A 21,210-nucleotide genomic window follows, 5' to 3' on the forward strand; every position below is an offset into this window, starting at 1 on the left:
CAGGGTTTGCAGCGATGCGGGCAAAACTTTCCGTGGTGATGCCGACACTGAACGCCGAGGCCGGGCTGGCGCGGTCGCTGCCCGCGCTGGCCGAAGGGTTGGAGGCGGGACTGATCCGGGAACTGGTGATCTCTGACGGAGGATCGGAGGATGCCACGAGCCAGATTGCCGAGGCCGCGGGGGCGGTGCTGGTCACCGGCGCGGCGTCGCGCGGCGGGCAATTGCGGCGGGGCGTGCGCGTGGCGCGGGGCGAGTGGCTGTTGGTGCTGCACGCGGACACGGGTTTGCCGCCGGGTTGGCCGGAGGTCGTGAAGGCGCATATCGCAAACGGGCAGGGACCGGCGGCGTTCCGGCTTTCGTTCGATTCGCGGGGGCTGATGCCGCGGGTCGTGGCAGGCTGGGCGAACCTGCGTAGCAACGTTTTCGGGCTGCCCTATGGGGACCAGGGGCTGTTGCTGTCGCGGTTCGACTACGATGCCGCCGGAGGTTATCCGGACATCCCCCTGATGGAGGATGTGGCCCTTGCAAGGGCGCTGGGGCGGCGGATCACGCTTTTGCCCGCGACGGTGACGACCAGCGCGGAACGCTACAGGCGCGACGGGTGGCTGCGCCGTGGTGGGCGGAACCTGTGGTTGTTGATGCGCTACCTCGGCGGGACCCGGCCCGAGGACCTGGTGCGGCGGTACTGAATGCGCTCAGAACCAGGGTTTGTTGTTCGCTTGGTAATCGGCTTGCAGGGCCAGGTGGTCGTATTCGGTCTTCAGCCAGTCCTCGAACGAGATGGGCGTCTTGGCATTGCGGGCCTCATAGACGTCGAAGATATGGTCGAGCGTGCCTGTCTTGGAGCGCCGCACGTGCAGGTAACGCAGGCCAAGCTGGCGGCGGGCGACGTCGAGCGGTGCCCCTTCGATCACCAGCAGGTAGATCGCCGAGGCGAGTCCGGCACGATCGGCGCCCGACTTGCAGTGCATCACGAACGGCTTTTCCAGTGTCCGGAATGTGTCGATCAGCGCCAGCAGGTCCTCGGCGGGGGGCGCATGACGGGCCTGGAGGCTGATGCTGACGAGATCCAGGCCAAGGTCGCGGCAGGTCTCGACCTCGGTGAAGTAGTGGGCCGAGGGGTAGTCGCCGCGCAGGTTCAGAACGGTGTTGATGCCCTGTTCCTTCATCTTCGTGAATCGCTTCATCGTCGGGTGGTTGGAGCGGTAAACCCCCGGCGCGATTTGAAAGAAATTGGTCCAGACGCCGCGCAGGATCTCGTGGTCGAACCACAGGTTGTAGATGCGTGCCCGGCGGCGGTTTTCCGGCGTCGACAGGTCTGTGTTGTAAGAGGCGCGCAGGTTGCGCTCCCATTCGGTGATCCGCTTGATGAACTTCATGAAGACCCTTCGCCGTCTGCGATGACGCCCCCATGTAGGGGCAGGCCGCGCCCATGGCAAGCAAGCGCGATTGACGGCGCTTGTGATGCGGCTAAGTTGCACGCAATTCTTGAGATGGAGACGTGTGATGAGTGGAGCCGGCGGACGCCCTTACCTGGCCATTCCCGGCCCTTCGGTCATGCCCGACCGGGTGCTGCGGGCGATGAACCGCGCCTCGCCCAATATCTATGTCGGCGAGTTGGTGGACATGATGCCGAAGCTGGTGGCGGACCTGTGCGGCGTGGCGCGGACCAAGGGACATGCCGCAATCTATATCGGCAACGGACACGCCGCGTGGGAAGCGGGCCTGGCAAACACGGTGCAGCCCGGGGAAAAGGTGCTGGTGCTGGCGACGGGACGGTTCGGGCACGGCTGGGCCGAGGTCGCAGAGGCGCGCGGGATCGAGGTGCAGATGCTGGATTTCGGACGGCAGGCGCCGGTCGATCCACAGACCGTCGAGGACGCACTGCGAGCGGATAAAGCGCATGATATCAAGGCGGTTCTGGTCACACATGTGGACACGTCCTCGTCGGTGCTGAACGATGTGGCCGCGGTGCGCGCGGCGATGGATGCGGCGGGGCATCCGGCCCTGCTGGCCGCCGACTGCATCGCTTCGCTGGCCTGTGACAGGTTCGAGATGGACGCCTGGGGCGTCGACGTGATGGTCGCGGGCAGCCAGAAAGGGCTGATGACGCCGCCGGGCTTGGGCTTTGTCTTTTTCAATGAAAAGGCTTCGGACGTGCGCCGGACGGTTCCGCGCGTCAGCCGGTATTGGGACTGGGGGCCGCGGACCGAGCCGGAGCTTTTCTACCAGTATTTCGGCGGTACGGCGCCGACGCATCACCTGTATGGCCTGCGCGAAGCCCTTGATATGCTTGGCGAAGAAGGCATCGAGGCCGTCTGGGCGCGGCATGACCGGCTGGCCCGCGCGGTCTGGGCCGCGTGCGAGGCGTGGAGCGCGGAGGGGCCGCTGAGGCTGAATATTCCGGATGCGGCGCATCGTAGCCGGGCCGTGACGTCACTGGCGATCGGCAAGCCGTTGGGCGAAGAGCTGCGCCAATGGGTCGAGGCGCATATGGGCGTCACGCTGGGGATCGGGCTGGGCATGCAGACCGAGGAGGACCCGCGCAGCACCGGTTATTTCCGGATCGGGCATATGGGCCACCTGAACGGTCACGCGCTGCTGGGTGTGCTGGGGGCGGTCGAGGCGGGGCTGACTGCGCTGAATATCGCGCATGGCGATGGTGCGGTGCAGAAGGCGGCGCAGGTTCTGGCCGCGGCCTAGGCGTTCGAACGGCTGAATCGCGTGATCAACAGGTTCAGCCCGTAGCCCACGGCCATGACCACGGGCAGGCCGAACATGATCCACAAGGCCATGAAAATCCAAAGCAAATTGACCAGCCCCATGACCAATGCGGCATTGGTATAGTTCGGTGCTTCTTGCATCTGGCCACGTCTCATACACGTGATTTTAGTGCAGGAAATGTTGCTGTCAGTTAAATTTTACGAACGGGCCGCCGCCAGCGCTTCGGGCAGGGCCTGTGCCAGCAGGTCGAGATCCTGCGGGCGCCCACAGCTGATGCGGATGCATCGGTTTAGCGGGGCGACACCCGGCATGCGCACGAAGAGGTCGCGTTCGATCAGTTCATTCAGGACCATGCGGGCGAAATCGCCATCGTGGCCACAGTCGACGGCGACGAAATTGGCCGCCGAAGGCAGGCTGTGCAGGCCGTTGGCGGCGGCGATCTCGGCGATGCGGTCGCGGGCCTCGGACATCCATGCGACCGTCTTGGTCAGCCACGCCTCGTCCTGCAAGGCCGCCAGTGCACCGGACTGGGCGATACGGTTGACGCCGAAATGGTTGCGGATCTTGTCGAAGCTCTGGATCAGGTCAGGCGCGCCCATGGCATAGGCGATGCGGGCCCCGGCGATGCCGTAAGCCTTTGAAAAGGTGCGCATTCGGATGACGCGCGGGTCGTCTATGTCCAGCTCCGGCGCGGTGCCGTCGGGGGCGAATTCGATATAGGCCTCGTCGAGCATCAGGAGGCAGCCTTGGGGCAGATCATCGAGCGCGGCGCGGATCACCGCGCCATCGTGCCATGTGCCCATCGGGTTGTCGGGGTTGGCGAGGTAGACGAGTTTCGCACCGACCTCTTTCGCCCTAGTAAAGAGCGCGGTCGGGTCTTCGTGATCGTCCTTGTAGGGAACCTTGTGGAGCTCCCCGCCGAACCCCGCGACGTGGTAGTTGAAGGTGGGATAGGCTCCGTTGGAGGTGACGACGGCATCGCCGGGTTCGACCAGCAGGCGGACAAGATACCCCAGAAGGCCGTCAATCCCTTCGCCCACAACGATATTTTCAGGGGCTATACCGTGGTGCGCGGCCAGCGCGTGGCGCAGATCGTGGCTGGTGGCGTCGCTGTATTTCCAGATGTCGTGGACTGCCTCCTGCATCGCCGCGATGGCCTTGGGCGAAGGCCCGAAGACGTTCTCGTTGGCGCCGAGACGGGCGGCGAAGGGCGTGCCAGTTTCGCGCTCGCGGACCTCGGGGCCGACAAAGGGGACCGAGGCGGGCAGGGCGCGGACGATATCGGTATAGCGTGGGCCGGTCATGCGGAGAGGTAACGTCAAAGCCGGGCCGGGTGCAAGGCGAAGGGTGGAGAGGTTAACGCCCGAATCCCGTGTCGGTATCGCGTCGGTATTTGGGTGGCATCGCGTCGGTGCCAATTTCCGGCACCCGGAAAAGTTAACGCCACGCCCGGGGCGGACGTGGCGTTATGAGTATTTTAAGCAAGAAAAAGCCGGGATTTGTCAGCCCAGTTCAGCCAGCCGGTCGAGGGCGGCGCGCAGCTTGCTTTCTTCCTCTTCCCGGGCGGCGAGATTTTCGCGCGCTTCCTCGACCACCTCTTCCGGGGCGCTTTCGACGAACTTGGGGTTGTTCAGCCGGCCGCGCAGGCCGCCAAGTTCCTTTTCCAGCTTGCCGAGGGTCTTTTCCAGCCGCGCCTTTTCCTCGGCCACGTCGATGACGTCGGCCAGGGGCAGGCCGAAGCTGGCGCCCTCGGCGGGGATGGTGATGCAGCCCTTGGGGAAGCTGTCGACGACTTCCAGTGCCTCGATCCGGGCAAGGCGCTTGATCATCGTGGCGTTGTTGTCCCAGGCAAGGCGCGCGGATTTCGAGAACTCGGTCACGAGGAGTGGCGTGTAGAGTCCCACGGGCACGTGCACTTGCGCGCGGGCGGAACGGACGGAGTCGATCAGGGCGATGACCCAGTTCATCTCGGCATCGGCCTCGGCGTCGATCAACTCGTCGCCATAGGTGGGCCAGTCGGCGTGGATCAGCATGCTTTCGCGCTTGGCCAGTGTGCCCCAGAGCTCTTCGGTGATGAAGGGCATGATGGGGTGCAGCAGGATCAGGCACTGGTCGATGACCCAGGCCATGGTGTCTTGCGTCTCACGCTTCACCTCGCCCGTGCCGTCGAGCAGGAGCGGCTTGGAGAATTCCACGTACCAGTCGCAGACCGTGCCCCAGACGAAGGCATAAAGCGTGTTGGCGGCATCGTTGAAGCGATACTGCGAAAGGGCCGTATCGACGAGCGCCTTGGTCTTGGCGGTTTCGCCGAGAATCCAACGGTTTACGGTCTGTTTCGGCTGCGGGATCGCGCCGGTGCTGCCGACCGCCTCGTTCATTTCGGCGAAACGGGCGGCGTTCCAGAGCTTGGTGCCGAAATTTCTATATCCTGCAATGCGTTGCGGCGACAACTTCAGGTCGCGGCCCATGGCCGCCATGGCCGTCAGGGTGAAGCGGACGGCGTCGGCGCCGTAATCGTCGATCAGTTCCAGCGGGTCGAGCACATTGCCAAGCGACTTGGACATCTTCTTGCCCTTCTCGTCGCGCACCAGCGCGTGGACATAGACGTCCGAGAACGGCTTTTCGCCCACGACGGCGTATTGCATCATCATCATCCGGGCGACCCAGAAGAAGATGATGTCGAAGCCGGTGACCAACACGCTGGTGGGAAAGTATTTTTCCAGCTCGGGGGTCTTTTCGGGCCAGCCCAGTGTGCCGATGGGCCAGAGGCCCGACGAGAACCAGGTGTCGAGCACGTCGGGGTCGCGCCAGACCGGGTAGACGAGATGCGTCGGGTCCTGGCTGGCGGTGTAGTCGGCAAGGCTGGAGGCAAGCTGATGCAGGGCATCCTCGCGGTCCTTCGCCTCGACCACGGTCATGGATTGCAGGGGCGTGGGCAGGTCGGTGAGCTGCGCCGCGAAGGCTTGTGCGGTGGCCTCGAAATCGTGGCCGCATTCCATCAGAGGTGCGAAGTGGCTTTCGTTGAGAACGTCAAGCATTTCAACAAGATCGAGGGCCCCGTCGCCTTCGGCATCGCGGAAGTCCGGTGCGGCAAGGTCGAACCCGTACCAGACCGGAATCTGGTGCCCCCACCAGAGCTGGCGCGAGATGCACCACGGCTCGATGTTTTCCAGCCAGTTGAAATAGACCTTGCGGTCCTGCTCGGGCAGGATGGTGACCTCGCCGGATTTCACCGCCTCGATGGCGGGGCCGACGATCTTGTCGGTGGCGACGAACCACTGATCGGTCAGCATCGGCTCGATCACGACCTTCGAGCGGTCGCCAAAAGGCTGCATGATCGGCTTATTTTCCACAAGCGGCACGGTCTCGCCTTGATCATTTTCAACATTGACCGCGAGACCCTCGTCGGTGATCTGCCGGACGACCTTTTCGCGCGCCTCGAAGCGATCGAGGCCCCGCAGATCGTCGGGGACGAGGTTGATCGTGTCGGCCTCGGCCTCGGTCAGGGTGCGCTCACCCTTGGCGACGGCCATGGCGATCTCGGCCATCCTGGCATAGGCCGGGCCGTCGTCGCGCATCGCGCCCCTGGTGTCCATCAGGCGGTACATGGGGATGCCTCCACGCTGCGCCACGGCGTAGTCGTTGAAGTCATGCGCGCCGGTGATCTTGACCGCGCCCGATCCGAAATCGGGGTCCGGGTAATCGTCGGTGATGATCGGGATCAGGCGGCGGTGCTCTTTCGGACCAACGGGAATTTCGCAAAGTTTTCCGACGATTGGGGCGTACCGTTCATCTGACGGATGAACCGCGACCGCCCCGTCGCCCAGCATGGTTTCGGGGCGCGTGGTGGCGATGGAGATATAGTCGCGCTCTTCTTCGAGGGTGACATTCCCGTCTTTGTCGCGCTCGACATAGGTGTAGGTGGCCCCACCCGCCAGCGGGTACTTGAAGTGCCACATGTGGCCCGCGACCTCGGTATTCTCGACTTCGAGGTCGGAGATGGCGGTCTCGAAATGCGGGTCCCAGTTGACCAGCCGCTTGCCGCGATAAATGAGGCCCTTCTCGAACATGTCGACGAAGACCTTGATGACGGCGTCGTGGAAATTGCCCTCCTCGCCCTCGGGGGCCGAGGGGGCGCCGGACATGGTGAACGCCTCGCGCGACCAGTCGCAGGAGGCGCCGAGGCGCTTCAGTTGCCCGATGATGGTGCCGCGCGACTTGATCTTCTGCTGCCAGACGCGCTTTTCGAACTCCTCACGGCCCATTTCCGTGCGCGTGGGCTCGCCATTCGCGGCCATGTCGCGCTCGGTTACCATCTGGGTGGCGATGCCGGCGTGGTCTGTGCCGGGCTGCCACAGCGTGTCGAAGCCGCGCATCCGGTGCCAGCGGATCAGGATGTCCTGCAACGTGTTGTTGAAGGCATGACCCATGTGCAGCGACCCCGTCACGTTCGGGGGCGGGATCATTATGGAATAGGTCTCGGCCCCTGGCTTGGCGTTGGCGCCGGCCTTGAAGGCCCCTGAGGTTTCCCAGGCTTCGGAGAGGCGCGGTTCGGCCTCGGCTGCGTTGAAGGTCTTTTCCATCGCCATGATGCGGGTCCCGTGATCGGAAAATGAGGTCTTGGCCGGAATACCGAAATGGCAGGGCGAGGGAAAGACGCGGGCGGCATTTTCTTGGGGTGCGGCGCGGCGGGGTTGGGTGGAACAATCTAAAGGTAAACAAAAAAATCAAAATAAACCTTAGCGGGAATCGCTGACTTACGTAAGGTAAGCCCATTGGTGCGAGTGACAGATGGGTTCATTTCAAGCAAACGAAGGGTTTTTCAGATGATGATACCGAGATTCACCGGACGGTCGGCCATTCTGGCCGCAGTTGCGGGACTGGCGTCGCTGCCGGTTCAGGCGCAGGACGGGCCGAACGGATTGCAGAAATTCATGCTGTACCGCAGTTTCGTGCAGGATGCCGACACCTGCGCGGTCACGGTCGAGAACGGCACGGCCGCAATCGCCGGGATCAACGCGGTGTCGGGGGCGGCGACCTGTCCCGATGCCTTTGCATGGGCGCAGCTGACCAACGCGGTGGCCGCCGAGTTCTGGACCTGGGGGATCGACCAGACGATCTGGCCCGAGAGCCCGCTGCCGCTGTGCAGCGCGGAGGTGACCAGCAATTGCTGCGATCCCGACGCGGCGCCGGTGCAGGGGGATCAGCCGACTCAATGCCCGGTTTTCAGGGCGGATTATGATCCGATCAGCCCGCTGCCCGCGACGCCCAACGGCAAGCCGGCGCAAGGGGTGATCAATCACAGGGGCCTTGTGCCCGCCGACGAGATCGACCCCGGGCGGCTGCTGCGGGACCTGGAGCTGGAGCTGGTGTTCCGCAACAAGTCGATGACCGACTACATCTATCGAAACGACCTTTATTCCCGCGAGGGGCTGGGCGCGCGCAACCGGGCGCAGAACGCGGCGATCAAGGCGGGCGACATCGCGGGCGCGCATGCGCTGGAGGTGCGATTCCCGATCGACGCGGTGATGGTGAAGGCGGATTTCCTGCACCAGGATATCCTGATGGACCAGGGTCTTATCCAGGATATCGACGGCAGCGACGTGCCGAACAACCCTGATTATCCCTACCTGACCGTCTACCTGGACGGCGATGGCGGGGAAGAGCAAGTGCCGGGCTATTACTACATGCTGGCGATGACGAACGCATCGAAGGACCTGCCGACGTGGCACTGGTACGCGATGGAGCATGTCGCCAACCAGGGACGCTGTGATTACATCGGGTGCAATGACAGCTTTGGCTACGACGCGAACCCCACGGCGCAGGCGGGCGCGAATTTCGGCACCGGGTTCATCCCGCCGAAGATCGAGCTGAACGACGACAAGGTGACGGGGAATGACCCGCTGTTCGTGAGTGGCGAGGTCTATGACCCAGCCGAGACGGGCGAGGAGATCACGGCGGAGTTGCAGGCGCTGTTCCAGGAGATGGGCATCGCCACGGCAGCCACCGATCCGGACCCACGGACGATCAGCGCCGAGGATCCGGCGTGGAAGAACTATCGCCTCAAGGGCACCCAGACCTCGTTCACCACGGCGACGGGGCTCCCGACGGGCACCGGCGCCACGATCACCGAGGGCGGGTTCGTCAATTCGGCCAGCTGCACGACCTGCCATTCGCAGGCGGCGGCGGACGAGGACGGCACCTCGACCCTGGCCGGTGTGGGCGCGGGCTGGCGGCCCAACCTGCTGGGCTATCAGCAGGTGGAAATGGGCACGCCCAATCCCAGCTGGTTCTACGGCGTGGGCGGACCCACGGTGACGGCGACGCAGGTGGATTTCATCTGGGGCATCCTGAACGCTGCCTGCCAGGACCCGGCGGGCAGCCACGGGACCTGCACCAGCTATCCCAACGCGCCGACGATCGCATCGACGGACTAGCGCGCCAAGGTCGCGCCCCGGGTGACGGGGCGCGACGGTTTCAGCCGCGTTCGGCGGCTCTCTCCGGATCGACCAGCGGTTCGCGCGCGCCGGGGCGGATCACGTCCGGGTCATAGGGCGTGCGGGCGAAGACCTCTTCGACCATGGGCGCGAAAAACTCGAGCGGCAGGGTGTCGTAGCCGGGATCGAACGAGGCCTGGTCCCAGCGTTCGCAGAATTCGGCGCAGTCGTCGAAATAGGCGTGGCCGGCGTGGCGGTCGCGCTTGTTCGGATCGGCGCCGTCGAGGTGGTGGCCGTAGTATAGCATCTGGAAATCGCCATGGGTGGCGACGCACCACGTGACCTGCTCGCGCACGAAGGGTTTCAGGATCGTGGCGGCGTATTCGTCGTGATTGTAGGGCGCGTAAATGTCGCCGATATCGTGCAAAAGCGCGCCCACGACCCAATCGATATCGGCCCCGTCGCGCCAGGCACGGGTGGCCGATTGCACCGAATGGCCCAGCCGGGTGATCTGGTAGCCTGACAGGCTTTCGTCCAGTTCGACCAGCGCCTTGAGCAGGCGCTGCGCGGTATGCTTGGTGTGGTCGATCTCGTGGGCGGTCAGGAATTCGTAATCTTCCCTGGTGCCGTCCTTCATCTGGGTGAAGCTGACCTTGTCCAATACGCCGGACCTCCTTTGCTTTTGCCGCCATGCTAGGCGCAGGGCGCGGGAGTGGAAAGGGGGGGGGGCCGCGCTGGCGCTTGCGGCCTCTTGCGGTGCGCGACCGGCGCGCGTATACGCGCGGCCTGACCCCAAAGGAGCCCGAGACATGCCCGGCAGTGCCAATCTCAACATCATGCTGAAAGCCGCACGCAAGGCGGGGCGGTCGCTGGTCAAGGATTTCCGCGAGGTCGAGAACCTTCAGGTCAGCATGAAGGGCGCGGGCGATTTCGTCAGCCGCGCCGACATCGCGGCCGAGGCGATCCTTAAAGAAGAGCTGATGGGCGCGCGGCCGACCTATGGCTGGCTGGCCGAAGAGGGCGGCGGCGAAGAGGGCAAGGACCCGACGCGGCGCTGGATCGTGGACCCGCTGGACGGGACGACGAATTTCCTGCACGGGCTGCCGCATTGGTGTGTTTCGATCGCGCTGGAGCACAAGGGGCAGGTCGTGGGGGGGGTCATTTTCGACGCCGCCAAGGACGAGATGTTCCTGGCCGAGAAGGGCGAGGGTGCGTTCATCAACGAAAAGCGCCTGCGGGTGTCGGGCCGGTCCAAGCTGATCGAGTCGATCTTTGCCACCGGCGTGCCCTTCGGCGGGCGCGGCGACCTGCCTGCGACGTTGCAGGACCTGGCGCGGCTGATGCCGACCTGCGCGGGCGTGCGGCGCTGGGGGTCGGCGGCGCTGGACATGGCCTATGTCGCGGCGGGCCGCTACGAAGGGTTCTGGGAGCGCAGGCTGAACGCCTGGGACATTGCGGCGGGTGTCATCATCGTGAAAGAGGCCGGCGGCTTCGTCGAGTCGCTGACGCCCGGGGGCGAACTGTTGGAAGACGGGAACGTGGTCTGCGCCAACGAGGCGATTTTCGACAAGTTCGCCGGGATCATCCGCAATACCTGAGGCCGGTCTAGAGCGTTTCAGGGACACACTGGATCGCTTTTCACTGCCTCTTGAGAGGCAAAAAGCGATGCATGTTTCAGACTGACCCGGAAACGCCTTAGGTCTTTTTCGCGTCCGAGGGGTGGTTGACGCCGTCGTTCCACGGGATCGGCTCGTGGTCTGCCGGGTTCTGGCCGTCGATGCAGCCGAGATTGATGCCATACTCGGTTGGGTCCGAGCGGCGCTGGTGGTGCGTGTAGATCCCGCAGGTCTTGCAGAAATAGTGCTGCGCCGTGCCGGTGCCCCAGGTGTAGAGGCTGAGGTTGTCGGCGCCTTGGGTGATGGTGAGGCGGGACAGGGGCACGCTGATATTGGGGGCCGCGCGGCGACGGCAGTACGAACAGGTGCAGCGCATCGCGCCCTGGATGGGCCCGTCGATATCGACGGTGAAGCGCACCGCGCCGCAATGACAACTGGCGGTGTGCAGGGTCATTTGCGTGTGACCTTGGGGATGTTCGTGCGGCTGAGCTTGTATTTCGCTTCCGGGTGTGGCGGATGGCCCTCGGTGCGGTCCCAATAGGCGGGGCCGCCGCGGCGCAGGAAGAGCGGCAGGGTCAGAATGAGCCCGGCCACGAAGCCGCCCGCATGGGCCCAGTAGGCCACGCCGCCATCATCCGCGCTGCTGCCGGCGCCGCCGAAAAGCTGGAAGAAGAACCAGAGGCCCAGCATGATCCAGGCCGGGACCGAGATGATGCGGATGATGAAGACGAGAAAGATGAAGATGTCGATCTTGGCCTTGGGGAACAGGAGCAGGTAGCCGCCCATCACCCCGGCGATGGCGCCCGAGGCGCCGACCGTGGGCACCTGGCTGAGCGGCGCCGAAACGAGTTGCGCGCCGCTGGCGGCAAGCCCGCAGGCGAGGTAGAAGAGGAGGTAGCCCACATGGCCGAATTCCTCTTCCATGTTGTCCCCGAAGATCCACAAAAACAGCATGTTGCCGGCAAGGTGCATCCAGCCGCCGTGCAGGAAGGTGGAGGTGATGAGGGTGGTATAGGTGCCCTCGCTGGTGACCCGCGCCGGGACCATCGCCCAGTCGTAATAGAACACCATCAACGCGCGCGGATCGCCCGACAGCGCGGGGAAGTAACTGAGGAAGATCCCGATATTGAGGATCATCAGCCCGTAGGTGACGAATGGGATACGCCCCGAGGGGTTATGGTCGCGTATGGGGATCATTGACGCAAGGTGGCCGCGCGCCGCGGGAAGGTCAAGCGCGCGCGTGCGGCCGGGCGGGCAGAATTTGCGCAAATTCTGATTTGGAAAATTTGTATTTTCCAATCCATTTTCTGCGCAGAAAATGGGCGCGGTGGTCTTGGCGAGGTGTCATACGTCATATCCCGCGCCCGTGGCGGGCGGCGGGATATGAGTATTTTCAGCAAGAAAAAGCCGGGGCGCCGGCCTTTGCTCAAGCGACGCCACCCAGAAGGGCCGCATTGCCGCCTGCCGCCGTGGTGTCGACGCAAACAAGGCGTTCGCCCATGACGTGGCCGGTATCGGGCAGGCCGGTGATCAGCGGCAGGATCGGGCCATTGCGCTGGCTGAGCGCCGATGCATAGGCACGGGCCGTGTCGGCGTCACCCCACCAAAGCGCGCCGGAGAAGCCCGAGAGCGTGGTGAGGGCATCCGGCTCGACTTTGCCGGTGGTACGCAGGGCGCGGCCGCCCAGGGCCTCGACGGCCTTGGCCTGCGCCTCGGCCATCTCCTTGGTCGGGCCGAGGCAGAGGAGCGGCGGGCGGGCGTGGGCCGTCAGGCGGTTGGATTCGCCGGTGGGGCCGGGCAGGACAATGGCCTCGACCGGGTCGGGCGTGTGGCCCTTGGCGGCCTTGTCGAGCGCGGATTGCACAGCCTTGGCGTCCATGTCTTTGTCCCAGGTGGCATCCGTGTGATCCGCCGGACGGGACGTGTAGCGCGCGAGGTAGTTGGGGCCGCCCGCCTTGGGGCCGGTGCCGGAAAGGCCTTCGCCGCCAAAGGGTTGGCTGCCGACGATGGCGCCGATCTGGTTGCGGTTGACGTAGATGTTGCCGGCGTGCACCGCCTCGGTCACGTGCTGGACGCGGTCGTCGATGCGGGTCATCAGGCCGAAGGTCAGGCCATAGCCGGTGCCGTTGATGGCGCCGATCACCTTGTCGAGGTTGTGCGACTTGAAGGTGGCCATGTGCAGGACGGGGCCGAAGATTTCGCGCTGCATGTCCTCGATCCCGTTCACCTTGATCAGCGTGGGCGCGATGAAGCAGCCGGAATTGGGCGAGGGGATCTCGTGGATGAGGCGGCCGTCGGCGCGGGCCTGTTCGATATGGGCGGCGATGCCGTCGCGGGCCTCGGTGTCGATCACGGGGCCGACATCGGTCGAGAGTGACCACGGTTTGCCCATGGAAAGCGCGTCCATCGCGCCGGTGAGCATTTCGGTAAAGCCCTCGGCCACGTCCTCTTGTACGTAGAGGCAGCGCAGGGCGGAGCAGCGTTGGCCCGCCGACTGGAAAGCGGATTCGACGATCGCCTGCACGGCCTGTTCGGGCAGGGCGGTGGAATCGACGATCATGGCGTTGAGCCCGCCGGTTTCGGCGATGAGCGGCGCGCCGGGGGCGAGGTTCTTGGCCATGGTGGCGCGGATCTTGAGCGCGGTTTCGGTCGAGCCGGTGAAGGCCATGCCGCCGATGCGGGCGTCAGACGTGAGCGCCGCGCCCACGTCGCCCGCGCCGGGCAGGAGTTGCACGGCGGTTTTCGGCACGCCGGCCTTGTGCATGAGCGAGATGGCGTAATGGGCGATCAGCGGAGTCTGCTCGGCCGGTTTGGCGAGCACGGCGTTGCCGGCAGCCAGGGCGGCGCTGATCTGGCCGGTGAAGATCGCCAGCGGGAAGTTCCACGGGCTGATGCAGGTGAAGGTGCCCACGGGCGGGTCCTGCGGCGCGTTGGCGGCGTAATAGCGCAGGAAGTCCACGGCCTCGCGCAGTTCGGCCACGGCGTCCATCGGGGTCTTGCCGGCCTCGCGGGCGAGGATGGCGAAGATCTCGCCGAAGTTTTCCTCGTAGAGATCGGCGGCGGCGTTGAGGATTTTCGCGCGCTCCTCGATCGAGGCGTCCCAGGGCGCGGCCGAGGACAGCGCGGTTTCGATGTCGGCCTTGCTGGCCGTTGCGACGGTGCCGGGGCTGTCGGAAGGGTCGGCGGGGTTCGAGACCGCTTCGGGGTCTTCCGGGGCCGCCTTGCCCGCGATCAGCGGGGCTGCGTCCCACGTGGCGTTGGCGAAGGGGCCGCGGGCGGCCTCGATCACGTCGAGCGTCGGCTGGTGCTTGAGGTCGAAGCCCTTGGAATTGGGGCGTTCGGGCAGGAAGAGTTCCGGCCCGGTGGGCAGTTGTGGGCGGTCGTCCTTGTAGGCCTCGAACGGGTCGCGGGCGACGGTTTCGGGGGCGACGTCCTCGTCCACGATCTGATTGACGAAGCTGGAGTTGGCGCCGTTTTCCAGAAGGCGGCGCACCAGATAGGCCAGCAGGTCGCGGTGGGCGCCGACGGGGGCGTAGATGCGGCAGTTGGTGCCGTGGTCCTTCATGACGATGTTATGCAGCGACTCGCCCATGCCGTGCAGGCGCTGGAATTCGAAGGTCTCGGGGCCTTTCTCCATCTCGCGCGCCATGTCGAGGATGGCGGCCACGGTATGGGCGTTGTGCGTGGCGAATTGCGGGTAGATGTGATCGGTCATCGACAGGAGCTTGCGCGCATTGGCGATGTAGGAAATGTCGGTCGCAGGTTTCGAGGTGAAGACCGGGAAGCCGTCGATGCCTTCGACCTGGGCCTGCTTGATCTCGGTGTCCCAGTAGGCGCCTTTCACCAGGCGGACCATGATGCGGCGGTTCAGCTTTTGCGAAAGGTCATGCAGGTAGTCGAGGACGTGGGAAGCGCGTTGGCCGTAGGCCTGCACCACGACGCCGAAGCCGTCCCATCCGGCCAGCGACGGCTCGGAAAGCGTGGCCTCGATCACCTCGAGCGAGAGCGACAGGCGGTCGGCCTCTTCGGCGTCGATGTTGAGGCCCATGCGGGCGGATTTCGCGAGGATGGCGAGAGAGCGCAGGCGGGGCATCAGAACGTCCATGACCTGATGCTGTTGCGCGACCTCGTAGCGGGGGTGGAGCGCCGAAAGTTTGACCGAGATGCCGGGGTTCTTGCGGATTTCCTTGTGCGTGCAGGCGTTGGAAATGGCGCTGATCGCGCGGGAATAGGCCAGGTGATAGCGGATGGCGTCGGCATCGGTGCGCGCGGCCTCGCCCAGCATGTCGTAGGAGTAGGTGTAGCCCTTCTTCTCCATCTTCGCGGCGCGGTCCATGGCCGCGTCGATGGTCTCGCCCAGCACGAACTGGCGGCCCATTTCGCGCATGGCGCGGCCGACGGCGGTGCGGATGACGGGCTCGCCCAGGCGGCGGATGGCGCCGCGCAGGTGGCCGACGGGGCCCGGATTGTCGTCCTTCAGCACCTTGCCGGTCAGCATCAGTGCCCAGGTCGAGGCGTTGACCAGCGGCGAGGTGGAATGGCCCATGTGCTTGCCCCAGTCCGACGGCGCGATCTTGTCCTCGATCAGGGCGTCGATCGTGTCGGCGTCGGGCACGCGCAGGAGCGCTTCGGCCAGGCACATCAGCGCGATGCCCTCGTCGGTGGAAAGACCGTATTCGGCGAGGAACACCTCCATCAACCCCGGGTCCGACTGGTTGCGGATGCGGCGCACGAGGTCGGCGCCGGATTTCGATATGCGCACGCGGTCCTCTTCCGTGAGCCCCGCCACCTCGGTCAGGCGGGCGACGGTTTCGGCCTCCTCGGCATAGGTGGTCTGGTCGATCACACGGCGCAGGTCGGAATCGTAGGGCATTGCGGTCCTCTTGCTGGGGGGTGGCGGTTTGGACTAGTGTATCACTGTATTTCTGATCTGATTTCCCGATTGGTGTGGTTGCGCGGGATAAACGGACGGTAATTCACCGGGAGGACAAGTCAAATGGATGCAAGCGAGCTGGATCAGTTCGACAAGGCGATTCTTCGCGTGCTGGTTGCGGAGGGGCGGATCAGCATCACCGAACTGGCCGGGCGGATCGGCTTGTCGAAGTCGCCGACACAGGCGCGGCTGCGCAAGCTGGAGCGGGACGGCGTGATCTCGGGGTACCGGGCGCTGGTGGACCCGATCCGGCTGGGGCTGGACCACGTGAGTTTCGTGGAGGTCAGCCTGACCGATACGCGGGAAAGCGCGCTGGCGGAGTTCAACGCGGCGGTGAAGCGGATCCCCGAGATCGAACAGGTGCATCTGATCGCGGGGAATTTCGATTACCTGATGAAGATCCGGACACAGGACATGCAGGACTATCGCCGGGTGCTGGCCGAACAGATCAGCACCTTGCCGCATGTGTCGAAAACCTCGACCTACGTGGCGATGGAGGCTGTGAAGGAAAACGCGCTGTCAGAGGTGTTCTGAACCGGGCGGATTTGCGCGTTGATTTCGCGGGCGCGGGGCGCATCATTGATCCCATGAGACATTTGCTGATTGCCTGCGTGCTGGCCGGTCCGACCTGGGCCGAGACCTGTCCGGACGCGCCCGACCATGGGGCGGAGCTGTCGCGGCTGATCGAGGCGGCGCAGGATGCACCGGACGAGGCGGCGGGGCGGGCGCTGTCGGACAAGATGTGGGCGCTTTGGGCCGAGGCGCCGGACGATAAGGCGCAAGGGCTTCTGGACGAGGCAATGGCGCGGCGCGAGGCGTACGACTATGACGCGGCGATGGCGGCGGCGGAGGCGCTGGTGGCCTATTGTCCGGACTATGCCGAAGGGTACAACCAGCGGGCCTTTATCCATTTCCTGCGGCAAGATTTCGACGCGGCGCTGCCCGATCTGGAGCGGACACTGGAATTGCAGCCGCGCCATGTAGCGGCGCGGACCGGACAGGCGCTGACCCTGCACGCCCTGGGCCGGCCGGGTGAGGCGGCACTGGCGTTGCGGGAGGCGCTGCGGATGAATCCGTGGCTGGGCGAACGACATTTGCTGCCGGTGCTGGAACAAAGCGAAGAAGAGTTGTGATCGCGACGCCTGCACGCTACGACGGGAAGCTGAGCCCGCGTGGTGGAATGGTAGACACAGGAGACTTAAAATCTCCAGGCCGAAAGGCCGTGCCGGTTCGAGTCCGGCCGCGGGTACCACCTTGATGTTATTTGAAAAACTCTTTGCTACAAATGCCTTGGCTAGAGAGGTTGTGGGGAGTGTCTCTACAGCTTTCACCTGGCGGAGTGTGGGCCAACCGTTCAACGTTTACGAAATCGAGCTTTGGCGCAGCATGATTGCGGCATGGCGCAACGACCCCAACCATCACCGCCCGCATAAGAGCCTCGACGGGCTTGCCCCGCGGGAGCATCATGTTCGAAGCCATCGCCGAAGGCTGCGATCTATATTCGCCTCAAGAATGTTGGGGCAATTACAAGACTGTTGGTTGTGGTTCGGGGTGAAGGTCGAACTCTTGTTAATGCATCGGACGCGCTGGAATGCAGTCAGACGTTTGCGAGACCGATTGATTCGACCAGACCTAATCCTGCAGCCGATAAAGCCACAATTCTGCTCGGCTTCACGATGCGCTTTTGTTTAGCGAGGTGGCCGCGCTTCTATCTGAGCTAGAATTTTTCTTAACGAAGTCTTCCTTAAGGTGTTGTTGTGAAAAGATTTCGTTCGAGCCTCATTCGGCCGTGATGATTATGTGGACGGTTCACAAGTACTTCACTTCAAAACGAAATTTCCCACCTGTTACTCAATTGACATATACGGTCGCTTCGAGGTGATTCAAAAATGTCACGTATTTCGGATTGTCACGATCGACCAGATCGGCCTCTCGAACACCGCAAATGTCGACCAGACCGGCGGCAACGAAGGCGTCTCGGCCATCTCGCAGGACGGCAGCGGCAACCTTGCCGAGGTGACCCAGTCCGAAGACCCGAACGGCATTCCCGGCTTTCAGATTCCGACCAACATGGCGACGATCAACCAGCTGGGTGGCAACGCCCGCGCCCGGATCGAACAGTCAAACCCGGACCAGCCGAACTCGCCGACCAACACGGCGTCGATCGACCAGAACTCGAACGGTACGCAGCAAGTTCCGCCGGATGGCATCCCCTCGGGCTTCAGCCTGAACGGCCGCATCATCCAGGACGGCTCTGGCAACGACTCGAGCATCGTGCAGTCGGGCAATCCGAACCAGCCGCCGAGCGACGGTGCCGGCTCAGGCGTGACCGCGCGCAACGACCAGATCGGTCAGGACAACACCTCGACCGTGTTGCAGAACGTGTTTGACCAAGATGCCAACCCGTTCACCGATGCCAACGTGTACCAAGACGGTGTCGGCAACGCGTCCAACGTGCAGCAGCGTGGCTCGGCCGCACTGGTTGACGTGTTCCAGATGGGTGAAGGCAACTTCTCGGACGTCTCGCAAGGACCGAACAGTGAGATGACCGCCTCGGTCACCCAGAACGGTGACAACAACAGCAGCGAGATCACCCAGCGCGCGCGCTCCGTCACCGCTACGGTCGAGCAAACCGGCACGGGGGATAGCTCGACCATCGATCAACTCGGGCAGAGCCGTTTTTCCACCGCGACCGTCACGCAAAGCGGAACGGGTAACACCAGCGATGTCGAACAGACCAACACCAGCTCCATGGCGTCGGTCACACAAAGCGGCACCAGCGGCATGAGCACCATCAACCAGTCTGATGGCGAGGGTGCTGAGGCGACGCTCACGCAGTCCGGTACGGGTAACCTGAGCACGATCATGCAGCAGGGTGATTTCCAAACCGCGATGGTCGATCAGTCGGGCAACATGAACGAAAGCATGATTACCCAGTCCGACGCGAACCAGATGGCAAGCGTCACGCAAGCCAGCGATGACAACTGGAGCTCGATCACGCAATCGGGTGACGGGAACACGGCCACCGTCAGCCAGATGGTGACCAGCGGCAACATGTCGAACATCACGCAGACGGGTACCGGCAACACGGCAACGGTCAGCCAATAAGCTGATCAAGCGCACCCCGCGCGGGCAATCGCGCGGGGTGCTCATCAATCCTTTTTCAATGGAACAGAAAAATGAAAAACCTTCTTCTGACCTCGGCCATGACCATCGCCTTCACGGCGCCGGCCTTTGCCAATGACAGCACCATCGAACAGATCGGTGCGACCAATACCTCTACCGTCACCCAGACAGGTGGCACCGGTGGCTCTTCCACCATTTTCCAGAACGGTGACAATGACGTCGCCGACGTGACCCAGTCCGACGGCGGCGGATCCGGCACCAACATCGCAGACATCGACCAGCTTGAAGGCTCGGGCACCCAGACCGCGTCGATCACGCAAGACAATGCGGCAAACGGTGCGGCGAACACTGCGACGATCCTTCAGGACTCGACGCAGGGCGGCAACACTGCCGGCATCAACCAGAGCGGATCGGGCAACACGGCATCGGCCCAGCAGGGTCCGGGCGCGGCGACAGTCACGATTCCGATCGTAGGTACATTTCCGGTCAACCCCGCCGATATCACCGACAGCACGGCTGATATCACGCAAACCGGCACGGGGAACGCCGCCAATACGACACAGATCGTCGGAACGAACGGCGGCTCCAACAACCTCGCCACCATCGGCCAGGACGGCGACGACAACATAGCGTCCATCAACCAGGGCAGCGGAACCGGGTTGCTTAACCCGGCGTCGACCGACAACGACAACACTGCCGACATCTCGCAAACCGGCCTTGGCCACAACTCGGTCATCGAGCAGGGTGGCGAGTCCGGCTTTGCATCGAACGTTCAGGCGGGTGCCGACAACGCATCGACGATCACCCAATCGGGCGGCCTGCCTGGGCTGGGCAATACTGCGAACGTCACGCAAGATGGCGAGCGCAATACCAGCACGGTCACGCAGTCATCGGCAAATGGCGATCTGCCTGCCGTGCCCTCTGGCGCAACCGCGACCGTCACCCAGCTGGGCGACGACAACATGAGCACGATCAACCAGGCGCCGCTTGGCGGTCACCTGGCGACCGTGATGCAGACGGGCGACGGGCATTCGAGCCTGATCAGCCAGGACGGCTTGATCAATGTCGCCTCGGTGACTCAGGGCATGTCGGATAACACCAGCGAAATCGCGCAGACCGGTCCGAGCATCGTCGGTCCGCTGGGCAATACCGCGACGGTCAACCAGACCGCTACGGCCGGCAACTTCTCGGGCATCACGCAACAGGGCATCGGCAACAGCTCGAATGTGATGCAGTAACCTGCGCAGATGTGCTAAACTCACGCTGTCAGGCCTTCGGGCCTGGCGGTACCTTGCAGCAAGGTAGGACACCATGACCCGAACGACATACCTGTGCGCCGCCTGTCTTTTCCTGTGGCCAAATCTGTCCTTCGCCCAGGATAACCTCGACCAGATCAACCTGTCGGGAGAGGTGACGATTGACCAGATCGGCACGGACAACTTGGCGGAGGTGACCACGGATAGTGGCTCGAGCGTTCTGGCCATCGATCAGCGCGGTGAGGATCAAAGTGCTCTTATCCGCCTGAGCGGTTCGAACAACCAGGGTAACATCGCACAAAGCGGTTTTGGCAACATTGCCGAAGTGCTGATCAACGGCACCGTCAACTCGTTTAGCATCAGCCAGTCCTCGACGAACAACCCGGTCTCGGATCGCAACGAGGCGACGCTGTCACAGGTCGGATTGAATAACGTGGCGTTCCAGACCCAGATCGGCGAGAACAACGCGATGACCCTTCGGCAGAATGGCGCGGACAACAGCGCGGACATGCTGCAGGAAGGGCAGAACAACATTATGGAACTCAATCAGTTTGACAGCAACAATGTTGCAAACCTTCAGCAATACGGCAACGGCGCGCCTCCGATCGTCGTGACCCAGACCGGCGGCATGGTCGCGAATATTACACAGACGGGGAATTGAAACTGTGCGCGGTCTTCTGACAGCGCACATGATGTTTTGGCTGACCGGGGGTGGGGGGATCGCTCAGGATCTTCCGGAACTGTCCCAAGATCTTTCGTCGATAGATCAAGTCCCCGAGGTCGTACCCAACCCTGAACTCTCCTCGGATCCGGCAGGTCAAAACGATGTTCCTGGGCAGTACATTGCGCAGGAAATCGAGGCGGCGCAGCCGTACGGCCAAGCGGAAATCGATCCAGCCAGCGCATCCGATTCCGCGGAGGAGACCGACATTCTAGTAATGACACCTGGTGCGCCGGAAGCCGACCCATCCGAGGCGACAGCCAACAACGCTCGGTCAGACACTGTCGGTTCGGATACAAACGCGGAGGAGGAGGCAGCATTCGAAGACGCATTGGACGCCGCTATAAGCGCGTGGGAGGCTGAGCAAGCGGAGCAGGCGCGCGCGTCGTGGGGGGGG

18 protein-coding genes and 1 tRNA gene are annotated in these 21,210 nt (G+C 63.8%); 11 read left to right on the forward strand and 8 right to left on the reverse strand.

Annotated features, from left to right (window positions below):
- Nucleotides 1-14 precede the first annotated feature (14 nt).
- Nucleotides 15-689 (forward strand): TIGR04283 family arsenosugar biosynthesis glycosyltransferase, encoded by a 675-nt coding sequence (locus tag RBB18_RS07040; protein WP_306110629.1) that lies wholly within the window; start codon nucleotides 15-17, stop codon nucleotides 687-689.
- 6 nt (nucleotides 690-695) lie between these two features.
- Here the strand turns inward: RBB18_RS07040 and RBB18_RS07045 are convergent, their stop codons facing one another.
- A complete protein-coding gene (locus tag RBB18_RS07045) occupies nucleotides 696-1,379 on the reverse strand; it encodes a tyrosine-protein phosphatase (RefSeq protein WP_103762312.1) in 684 nt (227 codons plus the stop codon).
- Nucleotides 1,380-1,506: 127 nt separating this feature from the next.
- Between RBB18_RS07045 and RBB18_RS07050 the strand changes: the two genes are divergently transcribed.
- Nucleotides 1,507-2,703, forward strand: a complete 1,197-nt coding sequence (locus tag RBB18_RS07050; protein ID WP_306110630.1) for an alanine--glyoxylate aminotransferase family protein — start codon at nucleotides 1,507-1,509, stop codon at nucleotides 2,701-2,703.
- Here the strand turns inward: RBB18_RS07050 and RBB18_RS07055 are convergent.
- The 3 genes from RBB18_RS07055 to RBB18_RS07065 form a co-directional block, all read right to left on the reverse strand.
- Nucleotides 2,700-2,864, reverse strand: a complete 165-nt coding sequence (locus RBB18_RS07055; RefSeq protein ID WP_170067139.1) for a hypothetical protein — start codon at nucleotides 2,862-2,864, stop codon at nucleotides 2,700-2,702. The genes RBB18_RS07050 and RBB18_RS07055 overlap by 4 nt on opposite strands.
- A gap of 57 nt (nucleotides 2,865-2,921) precedes the next feature.
- Nucleotides 2,922-4,028: a pyridoxal phosphate-dependent aminotransferase gene (locus RBB18_RS07060; RefSeq protein ID WP_306110631.1), complete on the reverse strand. Its 1,107-nt coding sequence runs from the start codon at nucleotides 4,026-4,028 to the stop codon at nucleotides 2,922-2,924.
- A gap of 198 nt (nucleotides 4,029-4,226) precedes the next feature.
- Nucleotides 4,227-7,313: a valine--tRNA ligase gene (locus RBB18_RS07065; RefSeq protein ID WP_306110632.1), complete on the reverse strand. Its 3,087-nt coding sequence runs from the start codon at nucleotides 7,311-7,313 to the stop codon at nucleotides 4,227-4,229.
- 237 nt (nucleotides 7,314-7,550) lie between these two features.
- On the opposite strand from RBB18_RS07065, the gene RBB18_RS07070 reads away from it, so the two are divergent.
- A complete protein-coding gene (locus RBB18_RS07070) occupies nucleotides 7,551-9,161 on the forward strand; it encodes a hypothetical protein (protein WP_306110633.1) in 1,611 nt (536 codons plus the stop codon).
- A gap of 40 nt (nucleotides 9,162-9,201) precedes the next feature.
- On the opposite strand, the gene RBB18_RS07075 is transcribed toward RBB18_RS07070, so the two are convergent.
- On the reverse strand, nucleotides 9,202-9,798 hold the full coding sequence (locus tag RBB18_RS07075; RefSeq protein WP_306110691.1) for an HD domain-containing protein: 597 nt from the start codon (nucleotides 9,796-9,798) through the stop codon (nucleotides 9,202-9,204).
- 172 nt (nucleotides 9,799-9,970) lie between these two features.
- On the opposite strand from RBB18_RS07075, the gene RBB18_RS07080 reads away from it, so the two are divergent.
- Nucleotides 9,971-10,759 (forward strand): inositol monophosphatase family protein, encoded by a 789-nt coding sequence (locus RBB18_RS07080; RefSeq protein WP_306110634.1) that lies wholly within the window; start codon nucleotides 9,971-9,973, stop codon nucleotides 10,757-10,759.
- Nucleotides 10,760-10,856: 97 nt separating this feature from the next.
- On the opposite strand, the gene RBB18_RS07085 is transcribed toward RBB18_RS07080, so the two are convergent.
- The 3 genes from RBB18_RS07085 to putA all read right to left on the reverse strand — a co-directional run bounded on the left by RBB18_RS07085 (nucleotide 10,857) and on the right by putA (nucleotide 15,650).
- Nucleotides 10,857-11,231 carry a GFA family protein gene (locus RBB18_RS07085; RefSeq protein WP_306110635.1) on the reverse strand — a complete coding sequence of 125 codons (375 nt, stop codon included), beginning with the start codon at nucleotides 11,229-11,231 and terminating at the stop codon, nucleotides 10,857-10,859.
- Nucleotides 11,228-11,974 carry a rhomboid family intramembrane serine protease gene (locus RBB18_RS07090; RefSeq protein WP_306110636.1) on the reverse strand — a complete coding sequence of 249 codons (747 nt, stop codon included), beginning with the start codon at nucleotides 11,972-11,974 and terminating at the stop codon, nucleotides 11,228-11,230. Before RBB18_RS07090 ends, RBB18_RS07085 begins: the two co-directional genes overlap by 4 nt.
- A gap of 229 nt (nucleotides 11,975-12,203) precedes the next feature.
- Nucleotides 12,204-15,650: a bifunctional proline dehydrogenase/L-glutamate gamma-semialdehyde dehydrogenase PutA gene (gene putA / locus RBB18_RS07095; RefSeq protein ID WP_306110637.1), complete on the reverse strand. Its 3,447-nt coding sequence runs from the start codon at nucleotides 15,648-15,650 to the stop codon at nucleotides 12,204-12,206.
- 123 nt (nucleotides 15,651-15,773) lie between these two features.
- Between putA and RBB18_RS07100 the strand changes: the two genes are divergently transcribed.
- From RBB18_RS07100 to RBB18_RS07130, 7 genes are all read left to right on the forward strand, one after another.
- On the forward strand, nucleotides 15,774-16,244 hold the full coding sequence (locus tag RBB18_RS07100) for an Lrp/AsnC family transcriptional regulator (protein WP_274592472.1): 471 nt from the start codon (nucleotides 15,774-15,776) through the stop codon (nucleotides 16,242-16,244).
- Nucleotides 16,245-16,297: 53 nt separating this feature from the next.
- Nucleotides 16,298-16,843: a tetratricopeptide repeat protein gene (locus RBB18_RS07105; protein ID WP_306110638.1), complete on the forward strand. Its 546-nt coding sequence runs from the start codon at nucleotides 16,298-16,300 to the stop codon at nucleotides 16,841-16,843.
- A 33-nt stretch (nucleotides 16,844-16,876) separates the two neighbouring features.
- Nucleotides 16,877-16,962: transfer RNA gene (locus tag RBB18_RS07110), tRNA-Leu, on the forward strand.
- A 548-nt stretch (nucleotides 16,963-17,510) separates the two neighbouring features.
- Nucleotides 17,511-18,818: a hypothetical protein gene (locus RBB18_RS07115; protein ID WP_306121238.1), complete on the forward strand. Its 1,308-nt coding sequence runs from the start codon at nucleotides 17,511-17,513 to the stop codon at nucleotides 18,816-18,818.
- 71 nt (nucleotides 18,819-18,889) lie between these two features.
- Entirely contained in the window at nucleotides 18,890-20,074 is a 1,185-nt protein-coding gene (locus tag RBB18_RS07120; RefSeq protein ID WP_306110640.1) for a hypothetical protein, read from the forward strand.
- Nucleotides 20,075-20,147: 73 nt separating this feature from the next.
- Nucleotides 20,148-20,753, forward strand: coding sequence for a hypothetical protein (locus RBB18_RS07125; protein ID WP_306110641.1), 606 nt, complete (start codon nucleotides 20,148-20,150; stop codon nucleotides 20,751-20,753).
- Nucleotides 20,754-20,784: 31 nt separating this feature from the next.
- Nucleotides 20,785-21,210 (forward strand): hypothetical protein (locus RBB18_RS07130; protein WP_306121239.1); only part of this gene is annotated, 426 nt, incomplete at its 3' end.

Source organism: Roseovarius sp. MMSF_3298 (assembly GCF_030733705.1).
Lineage (GTDB): Bacteria > Pseudomonadota > Alphaproteobacteria > Rhodobacterales > Rhodobacteraceae > Roseovarius > Roseovarius confluentis.